This window comes from Alloalcanivorax marinus (assembly GCF_016906305.1).
In the GTDB taxonomy this organism is placed as follows: Bacteria; Pseudomonadota; Gammaproteobacteria; order Pseudomonadales; family Alcanivoracaceae; genus Alloalcanivorax; species Alloalcanivorax marinus.
The window spans coordinates 1-18953 of the sequence record NZ_JADDOL010000036.1 but is presented as its reverse complement, the minus strand read 5'-3'; the positions used below and the strand labels follow the sequence as shown (position 1 = coordinate 18953).

The following is an 18953-nucleotide window of genomic DNA, read 5'->3' as shown; positions in this document are numbered from 1 at the left end:
TCCCTGGGGGCTCCCTTTCGAACGTCCTGTTCTCAAGGGTCCCGGAAGGGGGCCCTCGCCGAGACGCTTCGAGGTGGCTTCCCGCGCCATCGTTTTTTGAGAGTTTAAGGAGAATAAAGATGTCCACCGTTTCCGCGGCCGGGTTTGAGCCGGTGCCGGTACCCGGGTCCGTCTGGGCCGGCGATAGCGTGTCCTATCTGCGTGGCGAGAAGCCGCTGCACGAGTATCTGTTCCAGCATGCCGAGGAGGTGCCGGAGCGGGTGGCCTATATTTATTACGGCACCGAGATTACCTGGGGTCAGGTCGGTGACGCGGTGCGGCGGTTGGCGGCGCATTTGCGCGAGCACGGGGTGGGGCCCGGTGATCGGGTGGCGTTGTTCATGCAGAACTGCCCGCAGTACATTTTCGCCCATTACGCGGTGCAGGCGCTGGGCGCCATGGTCACGCCGGTGAACCCGCAGTACAAGGCCGCCGAGGTGGCCTATCAGTTGAGCAATGCGGAGACCCGGGCGCTGGTGGTGGCGCGGGATCTGTATCCGATCGTCGCCGAGGTGCGAGATCAGGTGCCGACCCTGGCCACCGTGGTGAGCACCGCCTACGGCGATTATCTGCCGGAACGGCCCACGCTGACCGTGCCCAAGGAACTGCTGGGTGAGCCGTCGGCGCCGCCGGAGGGCACCGACGATCTGCGGGCGATCCTGAGCCACACCGCGCCGCTGCAACGGTTTGAGCCGGTGGATCTGTGGAACGGTGTGGGGCTGATGACCTTCACCTCCGGCACCACCGGCCGGCCCAAGGGCGCCATGCTCAGTTACGGGTCCAGCCTGTTCAAGATGGCGGTGTCGTTCCGCGCCAACCGCATGGCCGAGGACACCGTGAGCCTGGGCATCGCGCCGCTGTGCCATATCGCCGGCATGAACTTCGGCGTCTATCAGCCGGTGTACGCCCGTCAGACGCTGGTGATCCTGGCGCGCTTCGACCCCGCCACCACCATCGACGCCATCGAACGGTACCGGGTGCGCAACTGGTACAGCATCGCGCCGATGCTGCGCGCGATTCTGGATTTTCCCGGTGTGGAAAAGCGCGACCTGACCTCGCTGACCAACAACCCCTGCACCAGCTTCGGCATTCCTCTCACCGAGAAACTGGCCGGGGAATGGAAGGCGCTCACCGGTTGCCAGACCCATGAAGCGGCCTACGGGCTCAGCGAAACCCACACCTCCGACACCTTCATGCCCAAGGACCGGATCAAGTGGGGCAGCTGCGGGGTGCCGATGGCGGAGAATGAGATCCGCATCCTGGATACCGGCACCGGCGCGGAGTGCGCGCCGAATCAAAGCGGCGAGATCGTGGTGCGCAACAAGGCGGTGTTCAAGGGCTACTGGAAGCGCGACGAGGCCACCGCGGAGACCCTGCGCGACGGCGCCGTGTACACCGGCGACGTGGGCTATTTCGACGAAGAGGGCTACCTGTTCTTCACCGGCCGTATCAAGGAAATGATCAAGTGCTCCGGCTACAGCGTGTTCCCGGAGGACGTGGAAGCGCTGATGCTGGATCACCCGGCGATTTCCCAGTCCGCCGCCATCGGCATCCCCGACGATCAGCGCGGCGAAACGGTGAAGCTGTTCGTGGTGCTGAAGCCGGAGTACCAGGGCAAGGTCAGCGAGAGCGAGCTGATCGACTGGGCCAGGGAACATATGGCGGCGTACAAGTACCCGCGTCAGATCGCCTTTATCGACGCGCTGCCGGCGACGCCGGCGGGCAAGGTGCTGCGCCGGTTGTTGAAGGACGATTGAGGTTGGCGCCGCTCAAAGGCGGCGCCGACTGTTTTACTCCACCGGCGGGGAAGGCGCCTGGCCGTTTTTCTCCGCCGCTTTCTTTTTCTTGCCTTTGTCGTAATGCCACTTGATGGCGAAGAACATGCCCGTGCCGAACACCAGTAGCTTGAACGTCAGCAGGACGATCGGGACCCAATCCATTATTTTGACTCGTTGTCAGATTTCAGACCCAGTCTAAACCGGGCAAACCGCCCTCGACATTGGACACAACGTCCCAGGGCCCGGGATCAGTCGGGACCCACGGTCAGCGTTGCGCCGTTCTTCAAGAAAACGTCATCCCCCTGTCATGGATCTGCGGCCCACTACCCGGGTATCCGTGAACGAATAATGACGAGGTGTTTGATGAAACCCTGGCTTGCCCTCGGCGCCGGCACCCTGCTGGCCACCACCCTGCTGACCGGTTGCGGCGGCGACAGCGACAACGATAACGACGTCACCCCGCCGGCGGCGGACCCCACACCCGCCAGCGTGAAACTGAACTTCCTGGGCCGTCACAGCTCCGGCCAGTTCGACGAATCGGCGGCGGAAATCCCCGCCTACCACGCCGGCTCCCAGCGCCTGTTCGTGGTCAACGCCAACAAGGGCGCCCTGGACATCCTGAGCCTGGCGGACCCGGCCAACCCGACCCTGGAAGACACCCTGCTCACCGACGACCTCTCCGCCGGTTCGGAAGTGAACAGCGTGGCCGTCCGGGGCGACCTGGTGGCCATCGCCGTGCAGGCCGGCACCAAGACCGACACCGGTTTCCTGGCGCTGTACGACGCCAACACCCTGCAGCGCATCAGCTTCGTGCCCGTCGGCGCCCTGCCGGACATGGTCGCCTTCACCCCGGACGGCCACTACGTGCTCACCGCCAACGAAGGCGAGCCCAACGACGACTACAGCGTGGACCCGGAAGGCTCGATCAGCGTGATCGACATCCGCGACCCGGCGGAGCCGGTGGAAGCCCGCGCCACCTTCACCGCCTTCAACGGCCAGCAGGCGGATCTGAAAGCCGCCGGCGTGCGCATCTACGGCCCCAACGCCACGGTGGCCCGGGACCTGGAGCCGGAGTACATCGCCATCGCCGACGACAGCGCCACCGCCTGGGTGACCCTGCAGGAAAACAACGCCCTGGCCAGGCTGGACATCGCCAGCGCCACCGTCACCGACATTCTGCCGCTGGGCGAAAAGGACCTGAGCCTGGACGGCAACGGCATCGACGCCAGTGACGAGGACGGCGCGATCAATATCCGCACCTTCGACGGCGTGGTCGGTCTCTACCAGCCGGACGCCATCCACGCCTACAGCGCCGGTGGCAGCACCTGGCTGGTCACCGCCAACGAAGGCGACGCCCGCGCCTGGGGCGAGGACAACGACGCCTACTGGGGCACCGAAGGCAGCGGCTGCGCCGGCGATCCGAGCCAGGGCTTCGTGGAGGAATTCCGCGTCAAGCATCTGGTCCACGCCAGCGGCTTCGACCGCCGCTGCGGTGACGACCTGCCGCCTCAGCTGCGCGCGCTGGGCGCCGGCGCCCTGCTCAACCCGGACACCTTCGCCTACTGCGGCGCCAGCGCCGGCGACCCCGGCGAGTGCCGCGACGACGAGGTGCTGGGCCGGCTGAACATTACCTGGACCGAAGGCTACCGCACCGACGCCAACGGCGACCCGCTGCTGTTCACCGCCGCCGGCGTGCAGGACAACGTCAACGGCGACCGGCTCATGTACGACAAGCTGTACGCCTACGGCGGCCGTTCCTTCTCGATCTGGAGCGAGGACGGTGGGCTGGTGTTCGATTCCGGCGACGCCATCGAGCAGTTTCTGGCCAGCGACGAGTGCAAGCTGGGCACCCAGCGCACGCTGGACTGCAAGGACTACTTCAACTCCGGCCACGACGAAGGCAACGCCTTCGACAGCCGCAGCGACGCCAAGGGCCCGGAGCCGGAGGGCCTGACCCTGGGCCACCTGGGCGACAAGACGTTCCTGTTCCTGGGTCTGGAGCGCATGGGCGGCGTGCTGGTGTACGACATCACCGACCCCACCGCGCCGCAACGGGTGGACTACCTGAACACCCGCGACGACTGGACCACCGACGATCCCGGTTCGGTGCTGGCCGCCGCCGGCGACCTGGGGCCGGAAGGGCTGGTGTTCATCCCCGCCGGCGACGCCCCGGATGGCCGCGCCCTGCTGGTGGTGGGCAATGAGGTGAGCGGCACCGTCTCGGTGTACGAAGTGGAAAGCCTGTTCGACTAACCCGCCACCGCGCGCGGCCAAGGCCGCGCTGCAACGACAACCGCCGGCGTCCCCGCGCCGGCGGTTTTTTTGTTCATCCCCATCGCCACGAGTGCGGTTTCCGGGAACCTTCCCGGCCGATACCGTTCACACCAGTTCGGCGCGAATCCGTTAGACTGCGCCGCTTGAATCCGGGGCGGCGGTCAGCCGGCGGCGTAGCAGGCGATGGACTCGCGCACCAGGGCTTTCTCGCCAAACAAAAAGGTTTCCGCTACGTTACCCCGATGTCCTTTGTAATAGAGGGTCACGGTTTCATAACCCGACAGGACGTCCAGCAACTCGAAGCGCAGATCGGGCAAGGCCGCCAGAGCCTGGCCCCAGTAGGCGCGCAACGCCGGTTTCCCGCGTAGAATACCTTCACGGGCACCGGTGATCCGGGGAATCATGGGGGAACGGAACACCACGTCGTCCTGGTAGTGGGCAAGAATGTCCTCCAGGCTGTGCCGGTTCCAGGCCTCCAGCCATTGCCGCGCGAACGTATCCGGGTCGATCGAAATGGGTTGCATTGGGCCTCCTCGAAGGTCAACCTTGGTGACCTATATAGCTATGAAACAGGGTGGTGAGTCAATATGATCGATGACGCTTCCAGGGAGCGCTTGAACGACAGCCTGGTAACCTTGCACTTCGCGTTTCGCGGCCTGGTCGCGGAGCCCGATAACATTCTCAAGGATCAGGGGCTGTCACGGATCCACCACCGTTTGCTGTTCTTTATCGGCCACAACGACAATCTGAGCGTTAACGAGCTGGTCGACACCATGCGCCTCACCAAGCAGGCGATTCACAAGCCGCTCAAAACCTTGGTGGAAAAAGAGCTGGTGGCGGTCAGCCGCGACAGCGCCGACAAACGCGTCAAACGGCTGGCCCTCACCGAGGCCGGCGCCGAACTGGAACAGCGCCTCACCGGCATCCAGCACGACCTGCTTCTGCACGCCTTCGAGGAAGTGGGCCCGGCCGGCGCCGACGCCTGGCACCGGGTAATGGACACCATGGCCCGCCGGCTCGGGGTCTGAGCCCGGCGCTTCCCTTTCCCTTCATGCCTCTTGAACTGATTCTCGGCGGAATACGTTCCGGTAAAAGCGGGCTGGCCGAACGGCTGGCCGAACGGGCCGGCGGCGCGGTGCTGTACCTGGCCACCGCCCGGCCCGGCGACGACGAAATGCGCGAGCGCATCCGCCGCCACCGGCAACGGCGGCCGGCGAACTGGTCACTGCTGGAAGAACCCCTGGCGCTGGGCGCCGCCCTCCGCGATCTCGACCGTGGGTCGCCTCCCACCGTGCTGATCGATTGCATGAGCCTGTGGGTCAGCAACCTGCTGCTGGCCGGCGAGGCGGTGTTCGAGCGGGAACGGCCGGCATTTCTGGAAGCGCTGCTGGCCTATCCGGGCCGGGTGATCGTGGTCAGCAACGAGGTGGGGCTGGGGCTGATCGGCATGGACCCGCTGACGCGCCGCTTCGCCGACGAACTGGGCTGGCTGAATCAGGACCTGGCGGCGCGGGCGGAGCGGGTGGTGATGACCGTGGCCGGCCTGCCGCAGGTACTCAAGGGCCCGCCGTTACCGCCGGATCGCGACTGAAGTCGCTCCTACAACGTGCTTACCGTAGGAGCGACTTCAGTCGCGATGCCACTCAAAGTGTCAGCGCCGCCACCATCAGCACCGCGGCCTCCACGGTTTCCACCAACGCCCCGGCGGTATCGCCGGTGAAGCCGCCCAGGCGTCGGCGCATCAACGCCGCGCCGCCGACGAACACCGCCACCGTCACCAGCAAGACCGCACTCTGCCCCAGCAGCAGCGCCAGCAGCGCCGCCGCCAGCACCGTCAGACCCACGGCGCGCCGGGCGGCATGGCGGGCCGGTTCGCTGCCGAGCCCCTGCTCGCGCACATAGGGCAACGCCAGAAACAGGCCGGCGCAGGCGGCCCGCGCCAGTACCGGCGCCACCAGCAACGCCAGGGCACCGCCGCCCGCCAGCAGGGCCGCCAGCGCGGTCACCTTGACCAGCAACACCAGCACGATGGCCACCGCCCCGGCGGGGCCGCAGTAGGGGTCCTTCATGATCGCCAGGGTGCGCGCCCGGTCGCCGTAGCCGCCCAGCCAGGCGTCGGCGCTGTCCGCCAGGCCATCCAGGTGCAGAGCGCCGGTGAGCCCCACCCAGACCACCAGCAGCAGGGCCGCCAACGGCGCCGGGGGCGCGCTCTCCAGCCATACCGCCAGCCCCCATAACAGGGCGCCGATCAACAGCCCCACCACCGGGTACCAGGCCACCGAGCGGCCCTGGTCGCGCGGGTCCACCGGCAAGGCCACCCGCACCGGCAGGCGGGTGAGCAGGGACAGGGCCAGCCGGGCCGGCTGCCCGCGCCGGCTCACGAACCGGACTCCGTCACGCCGTGGCTGACCAGACAGCCCAGCAGCCCCTGATCGGTGGCGTCCAGGCGCACCCGGGAACGGCTGGCATAGGGCACCAGAAAGGCGCCCAGGGCGCGGCCCGGCGGCAGCCCCATCACATGGGCCAGGGTCATGCGGATCACGCCGCCGTGGCACACCAGCAACACCCGTTGCCCGGCCAGGGCGTCCCGCCAGTGGCTCCAGGCCTCGCCGATGCGCCGGTAAAAATCCAGGATCGGTTCGCCGCCCGCCGGGGCGTGCCGTTCCGGGTCGGACCAGAAGCGCGCCTGGCCGTCGCCGAAGCGCTCCGCCACCTGCTCCGTGGTCAGCCCTTCCCAGGCGCCGAAGGAGATTTCCTTGAAGCCGTCCACCACCGTGCAGGGCAGGCCGCGCTCGGCGGCCAGTTGCTCGGCGAAGGCCCGGCAGCGCAGCAGCGGCGAGGTGAGGATATGGTCCCACTGGTCCGCCTCGCCCACCGCCGCCCGCATCTGCCGCCAGCCCAGCGGGCTCAGGGCGTCGTCCCGATGGCCCCGGTATTTGGGGCCGCCGTCCGGCTCGCCGTGGCGCAGCAGATCGAACCAGGTGGTGGTCGCGGGCGCGGTCATGAGCGGTCCTGGACGCCGGCGTCCTCGAAGGTGGCCATCTCGTTGTGCAGGGCGCAGGCCTGACGCAGCAGCGGCACCGCCAGGGCGGCGCCGGAGCCCTCGCCGAGACGCAGATCCAGACACAGCAGCGGTTCCGCCTCCAGGGTCTGCAGCAGACGCACATGGCCGGGCTCGGCGGACTGGTGGGAAAACACCAGCCAGGGGCGCAGCTCCGGGCGCAGGCGCACCGCCGCCAGGGCCGCCACGGTGACGATAAAGCCGTCCACCAGCACCACCAGGCCCCGGGCGGCGGCGCCGATAAAGGCGCCGGCCAGGGCGGCGATCTCGAAGCCGCCCACCGAGGCCAGTGCCTGCAGCGGGTCGCGGGGGTCGGCGTGGCGGCGCAGGGCGCGCTCAATCACCGCCACCTTGCGGCCCACGCCGTAGCGGTCCAGCCCGGTGCCGGGCCCGGTCAGGGAGCGCGCCGGCTTGCCCAGCAGGGCGCAGGCCACGGCGCTGGCGCTGGTGGTGTTGCCGATGCCCATTTCGCCGCCCACGAACAGCCGCGCCCCGGCCTCGGCGGCGCGGGCGGCGGCCCGGTCGCCGGCGGCCAGGGCCGCGTCCAGCTGTTCCGGGCTCATCGCCGGGCGCACCGCCAGGTTGTCGGTGCCCGGGGCGATGGTCTCGTCCACCACCCCGTCGCTCACCGGCGGCGGCGCCACCGTGCCCAGGTTGACCACTTCCAGGCGCGCGTCCAGGTGCCGGGCCAGCACACTGATGGCGGCGCCGCCGGTGACGAAATTGGCGATCATCTGACCGGTCACCGCCTGGGGAAAGGCGGACACGCCCTCGGCGCAGACCCCGTGATCGGCGGCGAACACGGTGATCGCCACGGCGTCCAGGTCGGGCCGGTCGCTGGCCTGCAGGGCCGCCAGCTCCACCGCCACGCCTTCCAGCCGGCCCAGGGAACCCGGCGGCTTGGTGAGGCGGGCCTGGCGGGCCAGGGCCCGTTCCCGGTGTTGTGGGCAGGGGGCGGCGATGGGGGCTTGCCAGCAGGCGGTATCGGTCACGCGGACTCCTTTCGGGGTGGTGGCGGAAGCGGGCCAATCCTCTTCCCGGCTTCCGATACTGTCAAGGCGAGGACCTTTGGCCTTTGGTAACCGCTTGCCGCTACACTGCGCCTCCCTACCCCTGCCCGGAACCGCCGTCATGTGGAGCCTGATCCTTGCCGCCCTCGCCGCCGTGGCCCTGGACCGGGTGCTGGGCGAGCCCGGTCGCGGGCACCCGCTGGTGGCCCTGGGCCGGGCCGCGGACCGGCTGGAGCGGCGGCTCAACCGCCAGGCCGACGGCGACCGGGGGCGCGGTGCCCTGGCGGTGGCGGTACTGGCCCTGCCGCCGGTGCTGGCCGCCCTGGCCCTGACCCTGTGGCTGCCGGTATGGCTCCTGTGGCCGCTGCAGGTGCTGGGGCTGTGGCTGGCCCTGGGCGCGCGCAGCCTGGCCGAGCACGGCCGCGCGGTGGCGGCGCCGCTGGCCGCCGGCGACCTGCCGGAAGCACGCCGCCAGGTGGGCCGCATCGTCAGCCGCGACAGCGACGCGCTGGACCCGCCCGGGGTGGCCCGGGCGGCCACCGAATCGATGCTGGAGAACGGCGCCGACGCGGTGTTCGCCAGCCTGTTCTGGTTTCTGGTGGCGGGCCTGCCCGGCGTGCTGCTGCACCGCATCGTCAATACCCTGGATGCCCTGTGGGGCTACCGCACGCCGCGCTACGAACGCTTCGGCAAGGCCGCCGCCCGGCTGGACGACGCGCTTAACTGGGTGCCGGCCCGGCTCACCGCCCTCAGCTATGGCCTGTGCGGCCACCTGGGCCCGGCGCTGCGCTGCTGGCGCGACCAGGCCCGGCACTGGGACAGCCCCAACGCCGGGCCGGTGATGGCCGCCGGCGCCGGTGCCCTGGGCGTCACCCTGGGCGGCCCGGCGCCCTACCACGGCGCGCTCAAGCAACGCCCTCCGCTGGGCCAGGGCCCGGCCCCGGACGCCGCCACCATCGACGCGGCCCTGGCCCTGATACGGCGCGCCCTGGTGCTGTGGCTGGCGCTGGCCGTTCTGATCGCGCTCATCATCGGGGCGGCGCCATGAGCGAACAGCGCCCGGACCACGGCGGCCGCCTGCACCGCGCCGCCGCCCGATGGGGCCTGCCGGTGGCCGATTGGCTGGACCTGTCCACCGGCATCAATCCCCACGGCTACCCGGTGCCGGCGATCCCGGAGCGGGTCTGGCAGCGACTTCCGGAAGACGACGACGGCCTGGCGGAGGTCGCCCGGCGCTGGCTGGGCCTGCCCGCCACCGCCGGCTGTCTGCCGGTGGCCGGCAGCCAGGCCGCCCTGCAGACCCTGCCACTGCTGCGCCGCCCGGGCCGGGTGGGGGTGCCGGCGCCGGGCTACCAGGAACACGCCGCCGCCTGGCAGCGGGCCGGCCACCGGGTGGTGCCGCTGAGCGCGGACCAGGTGCCCGCCGCCCTGCCGGACCTGGACGCCCTGGTGTGGATTCACCCCAACAACCCCACCGGCGCCGTTCTGGACACCGACACCCTGCTGCGCTGGCACCGTGCCCTGGCGGCCCGGGACGGCTGGCTGGTGGTGGACGAGGCCTTTATCGAGGCCAGCCCCGCCGCCTCCCTGGCACCGCGCCTGGGCGCGCCGGGGCTGGTGGTGCTGCGCTCCCTGGGCAAGTTCTTCGGCCTGGCCGGCCTGCGCGCCGGCCTGATGGCGGGCCCCACCGCCCTGTGCCGGGCCCTGGACGAGCGGCTCGGCCCCTGGGCGCTCAGCCACCCGGCCCGTTACGTGATGGCCACGGCCCTGGCGGACCACCGCTGGCAGGCCGCCACCCGCCAGCGGCTGCGCGCCGACGGGCAACGGCTGGATGCCCTGCTGCGCGCCCACGGCCTGCACCCGCAAGGCGACAGCGACCTGTTCGCCTGGTGCCCCACCGCCGACGCCGCCGTTCGTCACGAACGCCTGGCCCGCCAGGGCGTGCTCACCCGCCTCTGGCCACGGCCCGACGGCCTGCGCCTGGGTCTGCCCGGCGACGAAGCCGGCTGGCGGCGGCTGGATCAGGCGCTGGCGAACCGGCCCGCGCCCTGAGACCGGCGGCAAAACCGCCCGCCGCCGTTGATTATTGCGCCTTCACTTGCTAGCTTGCGCGCTCCTTACGGTGCCCCGCGACGGCGGGGTTAAACGGGAAGTCGGTGACGCGCCCCAGCGCCAGCCCGACGCTGCCCCCGCAACGGTGATTGAGAGCAAGGCCATCGGAGTCGCCACTGTGTGCGTTACACGGGAAGGCGATGGCCCCGGGACGACCCCGTCCCTCTCATCAGCCCGGATACCGGCCGCGAGGAAGGACACCGGCCCCGCCGGTGCCCACCTGGCGTCGCGGAGGGCGACGGCGGCAAGCCCCGGAGCCGCCGGCCCGGAGCCTTCCCGCCCGCTCCCCGACAATCATTATCACGCCGTGCGGGTGAGCTCGGCGAAGGGGATCGTTTCGCATGACCTTGCGTTTTTCGACGGCACTGGCCGTCCTGCCTGTTTGTTTTTCCACGTTAGCCCCGTTGGCCACCGCCGACGACACCGCTTCCTCCGATACCGCTGCACTGCAAGTCGCCGCCCTGGATCCGGTGGTGGTCACGCCCACCCTGACCAGCCGCACCGTGGACGCCTCCCTGTCCTCGGTCACCGTGATCGATGAAGAGCAACTGCGCCGCCAGCAGCCGGTGGAGTTCAGTGAAGTACTGCGCGGCCAGCCCGGCGTGGACATGGTCGGTAACGGCAGCTTTGGCAAGAGCTCCAGCCTGTTCCTGCGCGGCACCGGCAGCAGTTCCACCCTGCTGATGGTGGACGGCGTGCGGCTGCGTTCCGCCACGGCCGGCAGCCCGTCCTGGCAGTTTCTGCCGCCACAGCTGATTCAACGCGTGGAGATCGTGCGCGGACCGCGCGGCAGCCTGTACGGCGCCGACGCCGTGGGCGGCGTGGTGCAGGTGTTCACCGACGGCAGCGCCAACCCCGGCGCCTGGGTGGAAACCGGCGCCGGCAACCTGAACAGCCGCCGCCTGGCCGCCGGTGCCGCCGGTGAGAGCGACGGCACTCGCTACAGCCTGTCGGTGGATCGCTTTGACACCGACGGCGACACCCTGCGCGAACACAGCGACGAGCGCGGCTACGACAACACCTCAGGCGTTGTGCATCTGACCCACCGTTTCGACAACGATGCGGAACTGGGCGTGTTCGGCTTCCGTGCCCAGGGCACCACGGAGTTCGAAGGCAGCACCCCGGAAGAGCGCAAGGAAACCGACTACGTGCTGCAGGTGGCCGGCGTCAAAGGCAGCCTGTGGGTCACCAATAACTGGCAAAGCAAGCTGCTGGTCAGTGACGCCCGCGACGAAAACGAAAGCTTTACCGACGGCGACCGCGACAGCATTTTCAACACCCGCAGCCGCGCCGCCAACTGGCAGAACGTATTCCTGCTCGGCGAGCACCGTCTGGTGGTGGGCGGCGACTTTCTCCGCGACAGCATCGACAGCACCACCCAATACGCGGAAGACGAGCGCGACAATGCGGGCGGCTTCGCCCAGATGCTGCTCGATTTCGGCGCTCTGGATCTGCAGGCCAGCGGCCGCTACGACGACAATGAAGCCTTCGGCCACAAAACCACTGGCGGCGTGGCGGTGGGCTACAAGGTGACGCCCAGGCACCGCCTGCGCGCCAGCTACGGCACCGCCTTCCGGGCGCCCACTTTCAACGATCTTTACTATCCGGGCTTCGGCAACGACGCCTTGGAACCGGAGAGCTCGGAGAGTGTGGAGGTGGGCGTGCGCGGCCAGTTCGAGACCTGGTTCTGGGATCTGGCCGTGTACCAGACCGATGTGGAAGACCTGATTGCCTACGCCAATCTGGGGGGCCTGTATGCGCCCTATAACGTTAACGAGGCACGCATTCGCGGCGCCGAACTGAGCGGCGGCCTGGAACTGAATCAATGGCGGCTGGCGGCGGCGGTGACCGCCCAGGACCCGCGCGACCGGGACACCGACAAGGTGCTGCAGCGCCGCTCCAAGCGCAGCCTGCGGCTGGATGTGGACCGCGACCTGGGCGACCTGTCCCTGGGCGGCAGCCTGGTGCTCAAGGGCGACCGCTACAATGACGCGGCCAACGAGGAACCGCTGGGCGGCTACGGCATTCTCGACCTGCGCGCCGGCTGGCAATTCGCGCCGCGCTGGTCCACCCGTCTGACCGTGAAGAACGTGCTCGACAAGCGCTACAGCACGGCCACCAACTTCGCCGGCTGGGACTATCTCAACGCCGGCCGGTTCGTCATGCTGAGCCTGCGCTACGAACTGCACTGATCGGAGACTCGTCATGATTCGTCCCACCGCGTTGCTCGCCCTGAGCCTGGCGCTGCTCGCCACGGCGGCGTCCGCGCGGGTGTGCGTGGACGACGACGCGGACCGGCGGGTGTGCCTGGAGCAGCCGGCGCGACGCATCGTGGCGCTGTCCCCGGGCGCCACCGAACTGCTCTACGACGCCGGCGCCGGCGAACGTCTGGTGGGGGCGGTGAGCTTCAGCGACTTTCCCCCCGAAGCCAAGGCGCTGCCCCGGGTGGGCAGCTACAAGCGGCTCGATCTGGAAGCGATCCTGGCCCTCCAACCGGACCTGGTGGTGGCCTGGGTCAGCGGCAATCCGGCCACCCAGGTGGAGCGGCTGGAGACTCTGGGGCTCACCGTCTATCGCGGCGAACCGCGGCGCTTCGCCGGGGTGGCCGACACGTTGGAGCGGCTGGCGGTACTGGCCGGCACGGAGCAGGCCGGCGCCGCCGCCGCCGCGCGGTTTCGCGACGGCATCGCCGAGCTGCGCCAACGCTTCGCCGACGCCGACCCGGTGACGGTGTTCTATGAGGTCTGGGAAGAGCCGCTGATGACGGTGAACGGCGAGCACCTGATCAGCGAGGCGATCCGCACCTGCGGTGGCGTCAATGTGTTCGCCGACCTGCCCGGCCTGGCGCCCCGGATCGGCACCGAGGCGGTGATCGCCGCGGACCCGGAGGCGATCGTGGCCGGCGGCATGGGCGAGAACAATCCGGCCTGGCTGACGCCCTGGAAGCGTTTCCAGGCCCTCACCGCGGTGCAACGGGACAACCTTTTCTTCGTGCCCCCGTCCACCTTGCAGCGTCCCACGCCGCAAATGCTGGATGGCACCCGCCTGCTCTGCGACCACCTGGAGCGCGCCCGTGCCCGGCGTTAGTCGGCGCCCACTGGCGCTGGCGCTGCTGGCCCTGGCCGGCGCGCTGGCGGTGGCCTTGTCACTGGCGGTGGGCAGCGTACCCATCCGTGGCGCGGAGCTCTGGGCGGTGCTCACCGGCGGCGGCGACCCGCTGCACCGGGAACTGCTGTTGTCCCTGCGCCTGCCCCGGGCGCTGGCGGCGTTCGCCACCGGCGGCCTGCTGGGGCTGGCCGGGGCGCTGATGCAGGTGCTGCTGCGCAACCCCCTGGCGGACCCTTATGTACTGGGCCTGTCCGGCGGCGCGGCGGTGGGCGCCCTGGGCGCCATGCTGCTGGGGGGCGCCGCCGTCTGGGTGCCCGGCGCCGCCTTTGTCGGTGCCCTGCTTTCCACCGTGCTGGTGTTCGGCCTGGCCCAGGGCGTGGGAGGCTGGACGCCGACCCGGCTGCTGCTTACCGGGGTGGTGGTGGCCGCCGGCTGGGGGGCGGTGGTCACCTTTCTGCTTACCCTGAGCCCGGCGGAGCGGCTGCCGGGCATGCTCTATTGGTTGATGGGCGACCTCAGCTACGCCCGCTCGCCGTGGCCGGCCTGGCTGCTGCTGGTACCGGCGGCCCTGCTGGTGCTGCCGCTGGGGCGCGGCCTCAATGTGCTGGCCCGGGGGCCACTGCAGGCGGCGTCGCTTGGGGTCGCGGTGCGGCCCCTGGAAATCACCGTCTATGTGCTGGCCAGCGCGCTCACCGCCATGGCGGTGAGCACCGCCGGCAGCGTCGGCTTCGTGGGCCTGGTGGTGCCGCACATGCTGCGGCTGGCGCTGGGCAACGATCAGCGTCTGATCCTGCCGGCCAGCGTGCTGGCCGGCGGCGCCCTGCTGACCCTGGCGGACACCCTGGCGCGCACCCTGCTGGCGCCCCAGCAGTTGCCGGTGGGGGTGATCACCGCCCTGCTCGGCGTGCCCACCTTCCTGCTGTTGCTGTACCGGAGCCGCTGATGACGGTGCTCACCACGCAGGACCTGGTCATCGACATCCCCGGCCGCGCCGACGGCCGTCCCCTGTCCCTGCGCGTGGCGCCGGGCCAGCGCTGGGGGGTGTTGGGCCCCAATGGCGTGGGCAAGACCACCCTGCTGCACACCCTGGCCGGGCTGCGCGCGCCCCGCGCCGGCCGGGTACTGCTGGACGATACGCCGCTGGAAACCCTCAAGCGCAAGCGCGTGGCGCAACGGCTGGCGCTGGTGTTCCAGGACCGCCAGGACGGCTTCCCGGCCACGGTGCTGGAAACCGCCCTGATCGGCCGCCATCCGTTTCTGGCGCCCTGGCACCGGGAGGGGGCGGAGGACCTGCTGCTGGCCCGGGAGGCCCTGGCCGCCCTGGCGGTGGATCACCTGGCCGACCGTCTGGTGACCACCCTGTCCGGCGGCGAGCGCCAGCGGGTGGCCATCGCCACCGCCCTGGCCCAGACGCCTTCCGTGTGGCTGGCGGACGAGCCCACCAACCACCTGGACCTGCACCATCAGGTGACGGTGATGAAACTGCTGCGCGAGCGCGCCGGGCGCGGCGCTGCGGTGGTAATGGGCCTGCACGACCTGAACCTGGCCGCGCGCTGGTGCGACCACCTGCTGCTGCTGTACCCGGACGGCCAGCATTGCTTCGGCCCCGCCGAGGCGATGCTGGAGCCCACCGCCCTGGCGCGCCTGTACGGCCAGCCCCTGACCATGGCCCGGGTGGGCGGCGCGCCGGTGTTCGTGCCCGCCGACCCGGCGCCGGGAGCCTCCGATGACCGACCTTGATGTTTTCCGGGGCCGCGTGCCCGCCGCCCTGATCAGCGCCCCGGGCTCCGGCCAGGGCAAGTCGCTGATCACCGCCGCCCTGGCCCGGCTGCACCGCAACGCCGGGCGCCGGGTGCGGGTGTTCAAGTTCGGCCCGGACTATCTGGACCCCATGGTGCTGGAGCGGGCCAGCGGCGCGCCGGTGTATCAGCTGCAACCCTGGATGACCGGCGAGGCGGAATGCCGCTGGCGGCTGGCGGAAGCGGCCACCCAGGCGGACCTGATCCTGGTGGAAGGGGCCATGGGCCTGTTCGACGGCACCCCGTCCAGCGCCGACCTGGCGGTGCTGGCGGGCATCCCGGCGATTCCGGTGATCGACGCCTGGGGCATGGCCCAGACCTTCGGCGCCGTGGCCCTGGGCCTGGCCCGCTACCGGGACGACCTGACCGTGCGCGAAGTGATCGCCAACCGGGTGGCCAGCCCGCGCCACGGCGCCCTGCTCGCCGAGGGCCTGCCGGCGGACCTGACCCTGCTGGGCGCGGTGCCCCGCCATGAGGCGATGACGCTGCCCGAACGCCATCTCGGCCTGGTGCAGGCCGGTGAGCTGGACGACCTGGATCAGCGCCTGGACCGGGCCGCCGCCGTGCTCGTCGAGGCCGGTCTGGACCGGCTGCCGGCCCCGGTAACGTTCGAGGCGCCGCGCCCGGTGCCGCCGGAGCCCCTGCTGGCAGGCCAACGAATCGGCGTGGCCCGGGACGCGGCCTTTGCTTTTTTGTACCCGGCGAATCTGGATCTGCTCCGCGACCTGGGCGCGGAGCTGCGTTTCTTCTCGCCCTTGGCCGACGCCGCGCCGCCGGACGTGGACGCCCTCTGGCTGCCCGGCGGCTACCCGGAGCTGCACGGCGCCACCCTGGCCGCCAACGTGGCGATGGGCGAAGCGATCCGCGCCCACCATCGGGCCGGCAAACCGATCCTGGCGGAATGCGGCGGCCTGATGAGTTGCCTGGACACGGTGATCGACGGCGACGGCGAATCCCATGCGGGCTTCGGGCTGCTGCCCGGCCGGGCACGGCTCACCGGCAAGCTGCAGGGGCTGGGCATGCACGCCCTGCGCCTGGGCGAGGACGAACTGCGCGGCCACACTTTCCATCACGCCGCCCTGGACGGCGCGCCGCCGGCCCGGCTGTTCAGCGAAAAACAAAGCGGCACCGGCGGCGAACCGGTGTTCGTGGACGGCGGCCTGGTGGCCAGCTTTTTCCACGGCTACTTTCCTTCATCGCCGACGCTGGTGGCCTCGATCTTCGAAGGCCGCTTTCCCCCTTCCCGGTAACAGGAGACGTCCATGCGCGAAGACGCCAAAACCCCGCAACGCCACGCCGAACGCATGGCGAAAAAACAACGCATCATGCAGGAACGCATCGCCCGCGCCGACAAGGACCAGGGCGTGCTGCTGGTGCTCACCGGCCCCGGCAAGGGCAAGAGCAGCTCCGGCTTCGGCATGCTGGCCCGGGCCCTGGGCCATGGCATGAAGGTGGGCGTGGTGCAGTTCATCAAGGGTGCCTTCAGCACCGGCGAGGAAGCCTTCTTTCGCGATCTGCCCAATGTGGATTACCACGTGATGGGCGAGGGCTACACCTGGGACACCCAGGACCGGCAGCGGGACGTGGCCGCCGCCGAGGCGGCCTGGGCGGTGGCCCGCCAGATGCTGCGCGACGAGAGCTACCATCTGGTGCTGCTGGACGAACTGAACATCGCCCTGCGCTACGAGTACCTGGACCTGGACACGGTGCTCGACGACCTGCAGAACCGCCCGCCCCTGCAGCACGCCGTGGTCACCGGCCGCTATGCGCCCAAGGAACTGATCGAGCTGGCGGACACAGTCACGGAGATGAAAGTCGTCAAGCATGCGTTCAAGGATCAGGGCGTGCGCGCCCAGAAAGGCGTGGAGTTGTAAGAGCAGTTGAAAGTTAAAAGTTAAAAGTTGAAAGGTCGTGTCGGAAAGGCTTCCCCGCGGCCCACGGCCGTGCAAGCGGTGCGGTTCATCCCTATTACCCTTAAGCGCGGGCACGGCGGTACAAAGCCAGACACCCCGATCCGCGTTTCAACTTTTAACTTTTAACTTTCAACTCGCCCCGAACCCTGATCGCGGCTGAAGCCGCTCCTACGGAAACCGGACCCATATTCCATGACGACGTTGATGATCCAAGGCACCACCTCCGACGCCGGCAAGACGCTGGTGGTGGCGGCGTTGTGCCGGTGGTTGGCGCGGCGCGGGGTGGGGGTGGCACCGTTCAAACCGCAGAACATGGCGTTGAACAGCGCCGTCAGCGAGGACGGCGGCGAGGTGGGTCGGTCCACCGCGTTGCAGGCGCTGGCGGCGGGGGTGCCGTTGCATTCGGACATGAATCCGGTGCTGCTCAAACCGCAGACCGACCGGGGCGCCCAGGTGATTCTGCGCGGCCGGGTGCACGGCAATATGGACGCCGTGGACTACCACGCCTTCAAGGCAACGGCCCGGGAGGCGGTGCGCGATGCCTGGACGGCGTTGGCGGCCCGCCATGAAGTGGTGATCGCCGAGGGCGCCGGCAGCCCGGCGGAGATCAATCTGCGCGCCAACGACATCGCCAACATGGGCTTCGCCGAGCTGGCCGACTGCCCGGTGATCCTGGTCGCCGACATCGACCGGGGCGGCGTGTTCGCGCAGATCGTCGGTACCCTGGAAGTGTTGCCGCCGGAGGAACAGGCGCGCATTCAGGGCTTCGTGATCAACCGCTTTCGCGGTGACCCGGCGCTGCTGCAAAGCGGCCTGGAGTGGCTGGCGCAACGCACCGGCAAGCCGGTGCTCGGCGTGCTGCCGTATCTGCACGGTCTGATGCTGGACGCGGAGGACGCGGTGGCCGGCGGCGGCGAGCATCAGGCCGGCGCGCTCAAGGTGACGGTGCCGCTGCTGCCGCGCATGAGCAACCACAACGACTTCGACCCGCTGCGCCTGCACCCTGGCGTGGCACTGCGCTTCGCCGAAATGGGCCGGCCCTGGCCGGCGGCGGATCTGGTGATCCTGCCCGGCAGCAAGGCCACCCGCGCCGACCTGGCGTTCCTGCGCGAGCAGGGCTGGGATCGGGAGATCGAACGGCACCTGCGCTACGGTGGTAAAGTGTTGGGCCTCTGCGGCGGCTTCCAAATGCTGGGGGAACGCATCGAGGACCCGGACGGCCTGGAAGGCGACCCCGGCGGCGACGCCGGCCTGGGTTGGCTGGCCCTGCGCACCACCCTGGTCCCGGGCAAACAGCTGCGCAATGTGAGCGGCACCCTGCTGCCGGACGGCGTGCCGATCCACGGCTACGAAATCCACAACGGCGTCAGCGAAGGCCCCGCCCTGGACCGCCCGCTGCTGCGCCTGGACGACCGCGACGACGGCGCCCTCAGCGACGACGACCGCATTCGCGGCACCTACCTGCACGGCCTGTTCGACGACCCGGGCGCCACCGACGCCCTGCTGCGCTGGGCCGGCCTCACCGACGCCTCCGCCGCCATCGACTATGACGCCCACCGCCAGCACGACCTGAACCGCCTCGCCGACGCCATCGACCAGCACCTGGACACCGACGCCCTCCTCGCGCTTCTGAACCTGGCGTAGGTTTGCTCCAGCCGGGGCGCGGCTCGGCAGGAGCGGTGGTCCACCGCGATGGTCCGGCGTCGGAGTGGGGTGATCGCGGCCGAACGACCGCTCCTACCCCAATCTATCCCCCTACCCAATCTACAAAGCCGCGCGGGACGCTACCTCGTAGCGTCTCGGTGTGGGCCCCCTTCCGGGACCCTTGAGAACAGGACGTTCGAAAGGGAGCCCCCAGG

The 18953-nt window shown here is 70.0% G+C and carries 18 protein-coding genes and 1 riboswitch; of the genes, 13 read left to right on the top strand and 5 right to left on the bottom strand.

Annotated elements, in window-relative coordinates; all coding sequences use genetic code 11:
• The first annotated feature begins 119 nt into the window (after positions 1-119).
• Positions 120-1796 (top strand): AMP-binding protein, encoded by a 1677-nt coding sequence (locus tag IM760_RS18020; protein WP_204431622.1) that lies wholly within the window; start codon positions 120-122, stop codon positions 1794-1796.
• A 33-nt stretch (positions 1797-1829) separates the two neighbouring features.
• Here the strand turns inward: IM760_RS18020 and IM760_RS18015 are convergent, their stop codons facing one another.
• The gene (locus IM760_RS18015; protein WP_204431621.1) at positions 1830-1979 is read right to left on the bottom strand and encodes a hypothetical protein; all 150 of its coding nucleotides are present in this window, start codon (positions 1977-1979) and stop codon (positions 1830-1832) included.
• 201 nt (positions 1980-2180) lie between these two features.
• Here IM760_RS18015 and IM760_RS18010 point away from each other — a divergent pair, with 201 nt between their 5' ends.
• Positions 2181-4070: a choice-of-anchor I family protein gene (locus IM760_RS18010; protein ID WP_204431620.1), complete on the top strand. Its 1890-nt coding sequence runs from the start codon at positions 2181-2183 to the stop codon at positions 4068-4070.
• A 182-nt stretch (positions 4071-4252) separates the two neighbouring features.
• On the opposite strand, the gene IM760_RS18005 is transcribed toward IM760_RS18010, so the two are convergent.
• Complete coding sequence (locus tag IM760_RS18005) at positions 4253-4615, bottom strand: nuclear transport factor 2 family protein (protein ID WP_204431619.1); 363 nt, start codon at positions 4613-4615, stop codon at positions 4253-4255.
• A 63-nt stretch (positions 4616-4678) separates the two neighbouring features.
• On the opposite strand from IM760_RS18005, the gene IM760_RS18000 reads away from it, so the two are divergent.
• On the top strand, positions 4679-5119 hold the full coding sequence (locus IM760_RS18000) for a MarR family winged helix-turn-helix transcriptional regulator (protein WP_204431618.1): 441 nt from the start codon (positions 4679-4681) through the stop codon (positions 5117-5119).
• 23 nt (positions 5120-5142) lie between these two features.
• The gene (cobU, locus tag IM760_RS17995; protein ID WP_204431617.1) at positions 5143-5682 is read left to right on the top strand and encodes a bifunctional adenosylcobinamide kinase/adenosylcobinamide-phosphate guanylyltransferase; all 540 of its coding nucleotides are present in this window, start codon (positions 5143-5145) and stop codon (positions 5680-5682) included.
• A gap of 52 nt (positions 5683-5734) precedes the next feature.
• On the opposite strand, the gene IM760_RS17990 is transcribed toward cobU, so the two are convergent.
• From IM760_RS17990 to cobT, 3 genes are read right to left on the bottom strand one after another with little or no spacing between them, the layout of a single operon-like run.
• The gene (locus IM760_RS17990) at positions 5735-6472 is read right to left on the bottom strand and encodes an adenosylcobinamide-GDP ribazoletransferase (protein ID WP_204431616.1); all 738 of its coding nucleotides are present in this window, start codon (positions 6470-6472) and stop codon (positions 5735-5737) included.
• Positions 6469-7095: a histidine phosphatase family protein gene (locus IM760_RS17985; protein ID WP_204431615.1), complete on the bottom strand. Its 627-nt coding sequence runs from the start codon at positions 7093-7095 to the stop codon at positions 6469-6471. The genes IM760_RS17990 and IM760_RS17985 overlap by 4 nt, the downstream gene beginning before the upstream one ends.
• A complete protein-coding gene (gene cobT, locus IM760_RS17980; protein WP_228233937.1) occupies positions 7092-8144 on the bottom strand; it encodes a nicotinate-nucleotide--dimethylbenzimidazole phosphoribosyltransferase in 1053 nt (350 codons plus the stop codon). Before cobT ends, IM760_RS17985 begins: the two co-directional genes overlap by 4 nt.
• A gap of 139 nt (positions 8145-8283) precedes the next feature.
• On the opposite strand from cobT, the gene cbiB reads away from it, so the two are divergent.
• The 9 genes from cbiB to IM760_RS17935 all read left to right on the top strand — a co-directional run bounded on the left by cbiB (position 8284) and on the right by IM760_RS17935 (position 18738).
• Positions 8284-9210 carry an adenosylcobinamide-phosphate synthase CbiB gene (gene cbiB / locus IM760_RS17975; RefSeq protein WP_204431613.1) on the top strand — a complete coding sequence of 309 codons (927 nt, stop codon included), beginning with the start codon at positions 8284-8286 and terminating at the stop codon, positions 9208-9210.
• Positions 9207-10214 carry a threonine-phosphate decarboxylase CobD gene (gene cobD / locus IM760_RS17970; RefSeq protein ID WP_204431612.1) on the top strand — a complete coding sequence of 336 codons (1008 nt, stop codon included), beginning with the start codon at positions 9207-9209 and terminating at the stop codon, positions 10212-10214. The genes cbiB and cobD overlap by 4 nt, the downstream gene beginning before the upstream one ends.
• A 51-nt stretch (positions 10215-10265) precedes the next feature.
• A riboswitch (cobalamin riboswitch) is annotated at positions 10266-10478 on the top strand.
• Positions 10479-10615: 137 nt separating this feature from the next.
• Positions 10616-12466 (top strand): TonB-dependent receptor domain-containing protein, encoded by a 1851-nt coding sequence (locus IM760_RS17965; RefSeq protein WP_204431611.1) that lies wholly within the window; start codon positions 10616-10618, stop codon positions 12464-12466.
• A gap of 13 nt (positions 12467-12479) precedes the next feature.
• Positions 12480-13361 (top strand): cobalamin-binding protein, encoded by an 882-nt coding sequence (locus IM760_RS17960; RefSeq protein ID WP_204431610.1) that lies wholly within the window; start codon positions 12480-12482, stop codon positions 13359-13361.
• The gene (locus tag IM760_RS17955; protein WP_204431609.1) at positions 13309-14325 is read left to right on the top strand and encodes a FecCD family ABC transporter permease; all 1017 of its coding nucleotides are present in this window, start codon (positions 13309-13311) and stop codon (positions 14323-14325) included. The genes IM760_RS17960 and IM760_RS17955 overlap by 53 nt, the downstream gene beginning before the upstream one ends.
• Positions 14325-15122 (top strand): ABC transporter ATP-binding protein, encoded by a 798-nt coding sequence (locus IM760_RS17950; RefSeq protein ID WP_204431608.1) that lies wholly within the window; start codon positions 14325-14327, stop codon positions 15120-15122. The genes IM760_RS17955 and IM760_RS17950 overlap by 1 nt, the downstream gene beginning before the upstream one ends.
• Entirely contained in the window at positions 15109-16431 is a 1323-nt protein-coding gene (locus tag IM760_RS17945; protein WP_204431607.1) for a cobyrinic acid a,c-diamide synthase CobB, read from the top strand. The genes IM760_RS17950 and IM760_RS17945 overlap by 14 nt, the downstream gene beginning before the upstream one ends.
• A gap of 12 nt (positions 16432-16443) precedes the next feature.
• The gene (gene cobO, locus IM760_RS17940; protein WP_204431606.1) at positions 16444-17055 is read left to right on the top strand and encodes a cob(I)yrinic acid a,c-diamide adenosyltransferase; all 612 of its coding nucleotides are present in this window, start codon (positions 16444-16446) and stop codon (positions 17053-17055) included.
• A 231-nt stretch (positions 17056-17286) separates the two neighbouring features.
• On the top strand, positions 17287-18738 hold the full coding sequence (locus tag IM760_RS17935; protein WP_204431605.1) for a cobyric acid synthase: 1452 nt from the start codon (positions 17287-17289) through the stop codon (positions 18736-18738).
• Positions 18739-18953: the final 215 nt, after the last annotated feature.

Bases quoted from the DNA above. Each gene is read 5' to 3' on its own strand.
- IM760_RS18020 (WP_204431622.1), top strand. From the start codon at position 120: ATGTCCACCGTTTCCGCGGCCGGGTTTGAGCCGGTGCCGGTACCCGGG.
- IM760_RS18015 (WP_204431621.1), bottom strand. From the start codon at position 1,979: ATGGATTGGGTCCCGATCGTCCTGCTGACGTTCAAGCTACTGGTGTTC.
- IM760_RS18010 (WP_204431620.1), top strand. From the start codon at position 2,181: ATGAAACCCTGGCTTGCCCTCGGCGCCGGCACCCTGCTGGCCACCACC.
- IM760_RS18005 (WP_204431619.1), bottom strand. From the start codon at position 4,615: ATGCAACCCATTTCGATCGACCCGGATACGTTCGCGCGGCAATGGCTG.
- IM760_RS18000 (WP_204431618.1), top strand. From the start codon at position 4,679: ATGATCGATGACGCTTCCAGGGAGCGCTTGAACGACAGCCTGGTAACC.
- cobU (WP_204431617.1), top strand. From the start codon at position 5,143: ATGCCTCTTGAACTGATTCTCGGCGGAATACGTTCCGGTAAAAGCGGG.
- IM760_RS17985 (WP_204431615.1), bottom strand. From the start codon at position 7,095: ATGACCGCGCCCGCGACCACCACCTGGTTCGATCTGCTGCGCCACGGC.
- cbiB (WP_204431613.1), top strand. From the start codon at position 8,284: ATGTGGAGCCTGATCCTTGCCGCCCTCGCCGCCGTGGCCCTGGACCGG.
- cobD (WP_204431612.1), top strand. From the start codon at position 9,207: ATGAGCGAACAGCGCCCGGACCACGGCGGCCGCCTGCACCGCGCCGCC.
- IM760_RS17965 (WP_204431611.1), top strand. From the start codon at position 10,616: ATGACCTTGCGTTTTTCGACGGCACTGGCCGTCCTGCCTGTTTGTTTT.
- IM760_RS17960 (WP_204431610.1), top strand. From the start codon at position 12,480: ATGATTCGTCCCACCGCGTTGCTCGCCCTGAGCCTGGCGCTGCTCGCC.
- IM760_RS17955 (WP_204431609.1), top strand. From the start codon at position 13,309: ATGGCACCCGCCTGCTCTGCGACCACCTGGAGCGCGCCCGTGCCCGGC.
- IM760_RS17950 (WP_204431608.1), top strand. From the start codon at position 14,325: ATGACGGTGCTCACCACGCAGGACCTGGTCATCGACATCCCCGGCCGC.
- IM760_RS17945 (WP_204431607.1), top strand. From the start codon at position 15,109: ATGACCGACCTTGATGTTTTCCGGGGCCGCGTGCCCGCCGCCCTGATC.
- cobO (WP_204431606.1), top strand. From the start codon at position 16,444: ATGCGCGAAGACGCCAAAACCCCGCAACGCCACGCCGAACGCATGGCG.
- IM760_RS17935 (WP_204431605.1), top strand. From the start codon at position 17,287: ATGACGACGTTGATGATCCAAGGCACCACCTCCGACGCCGGCAAGACG.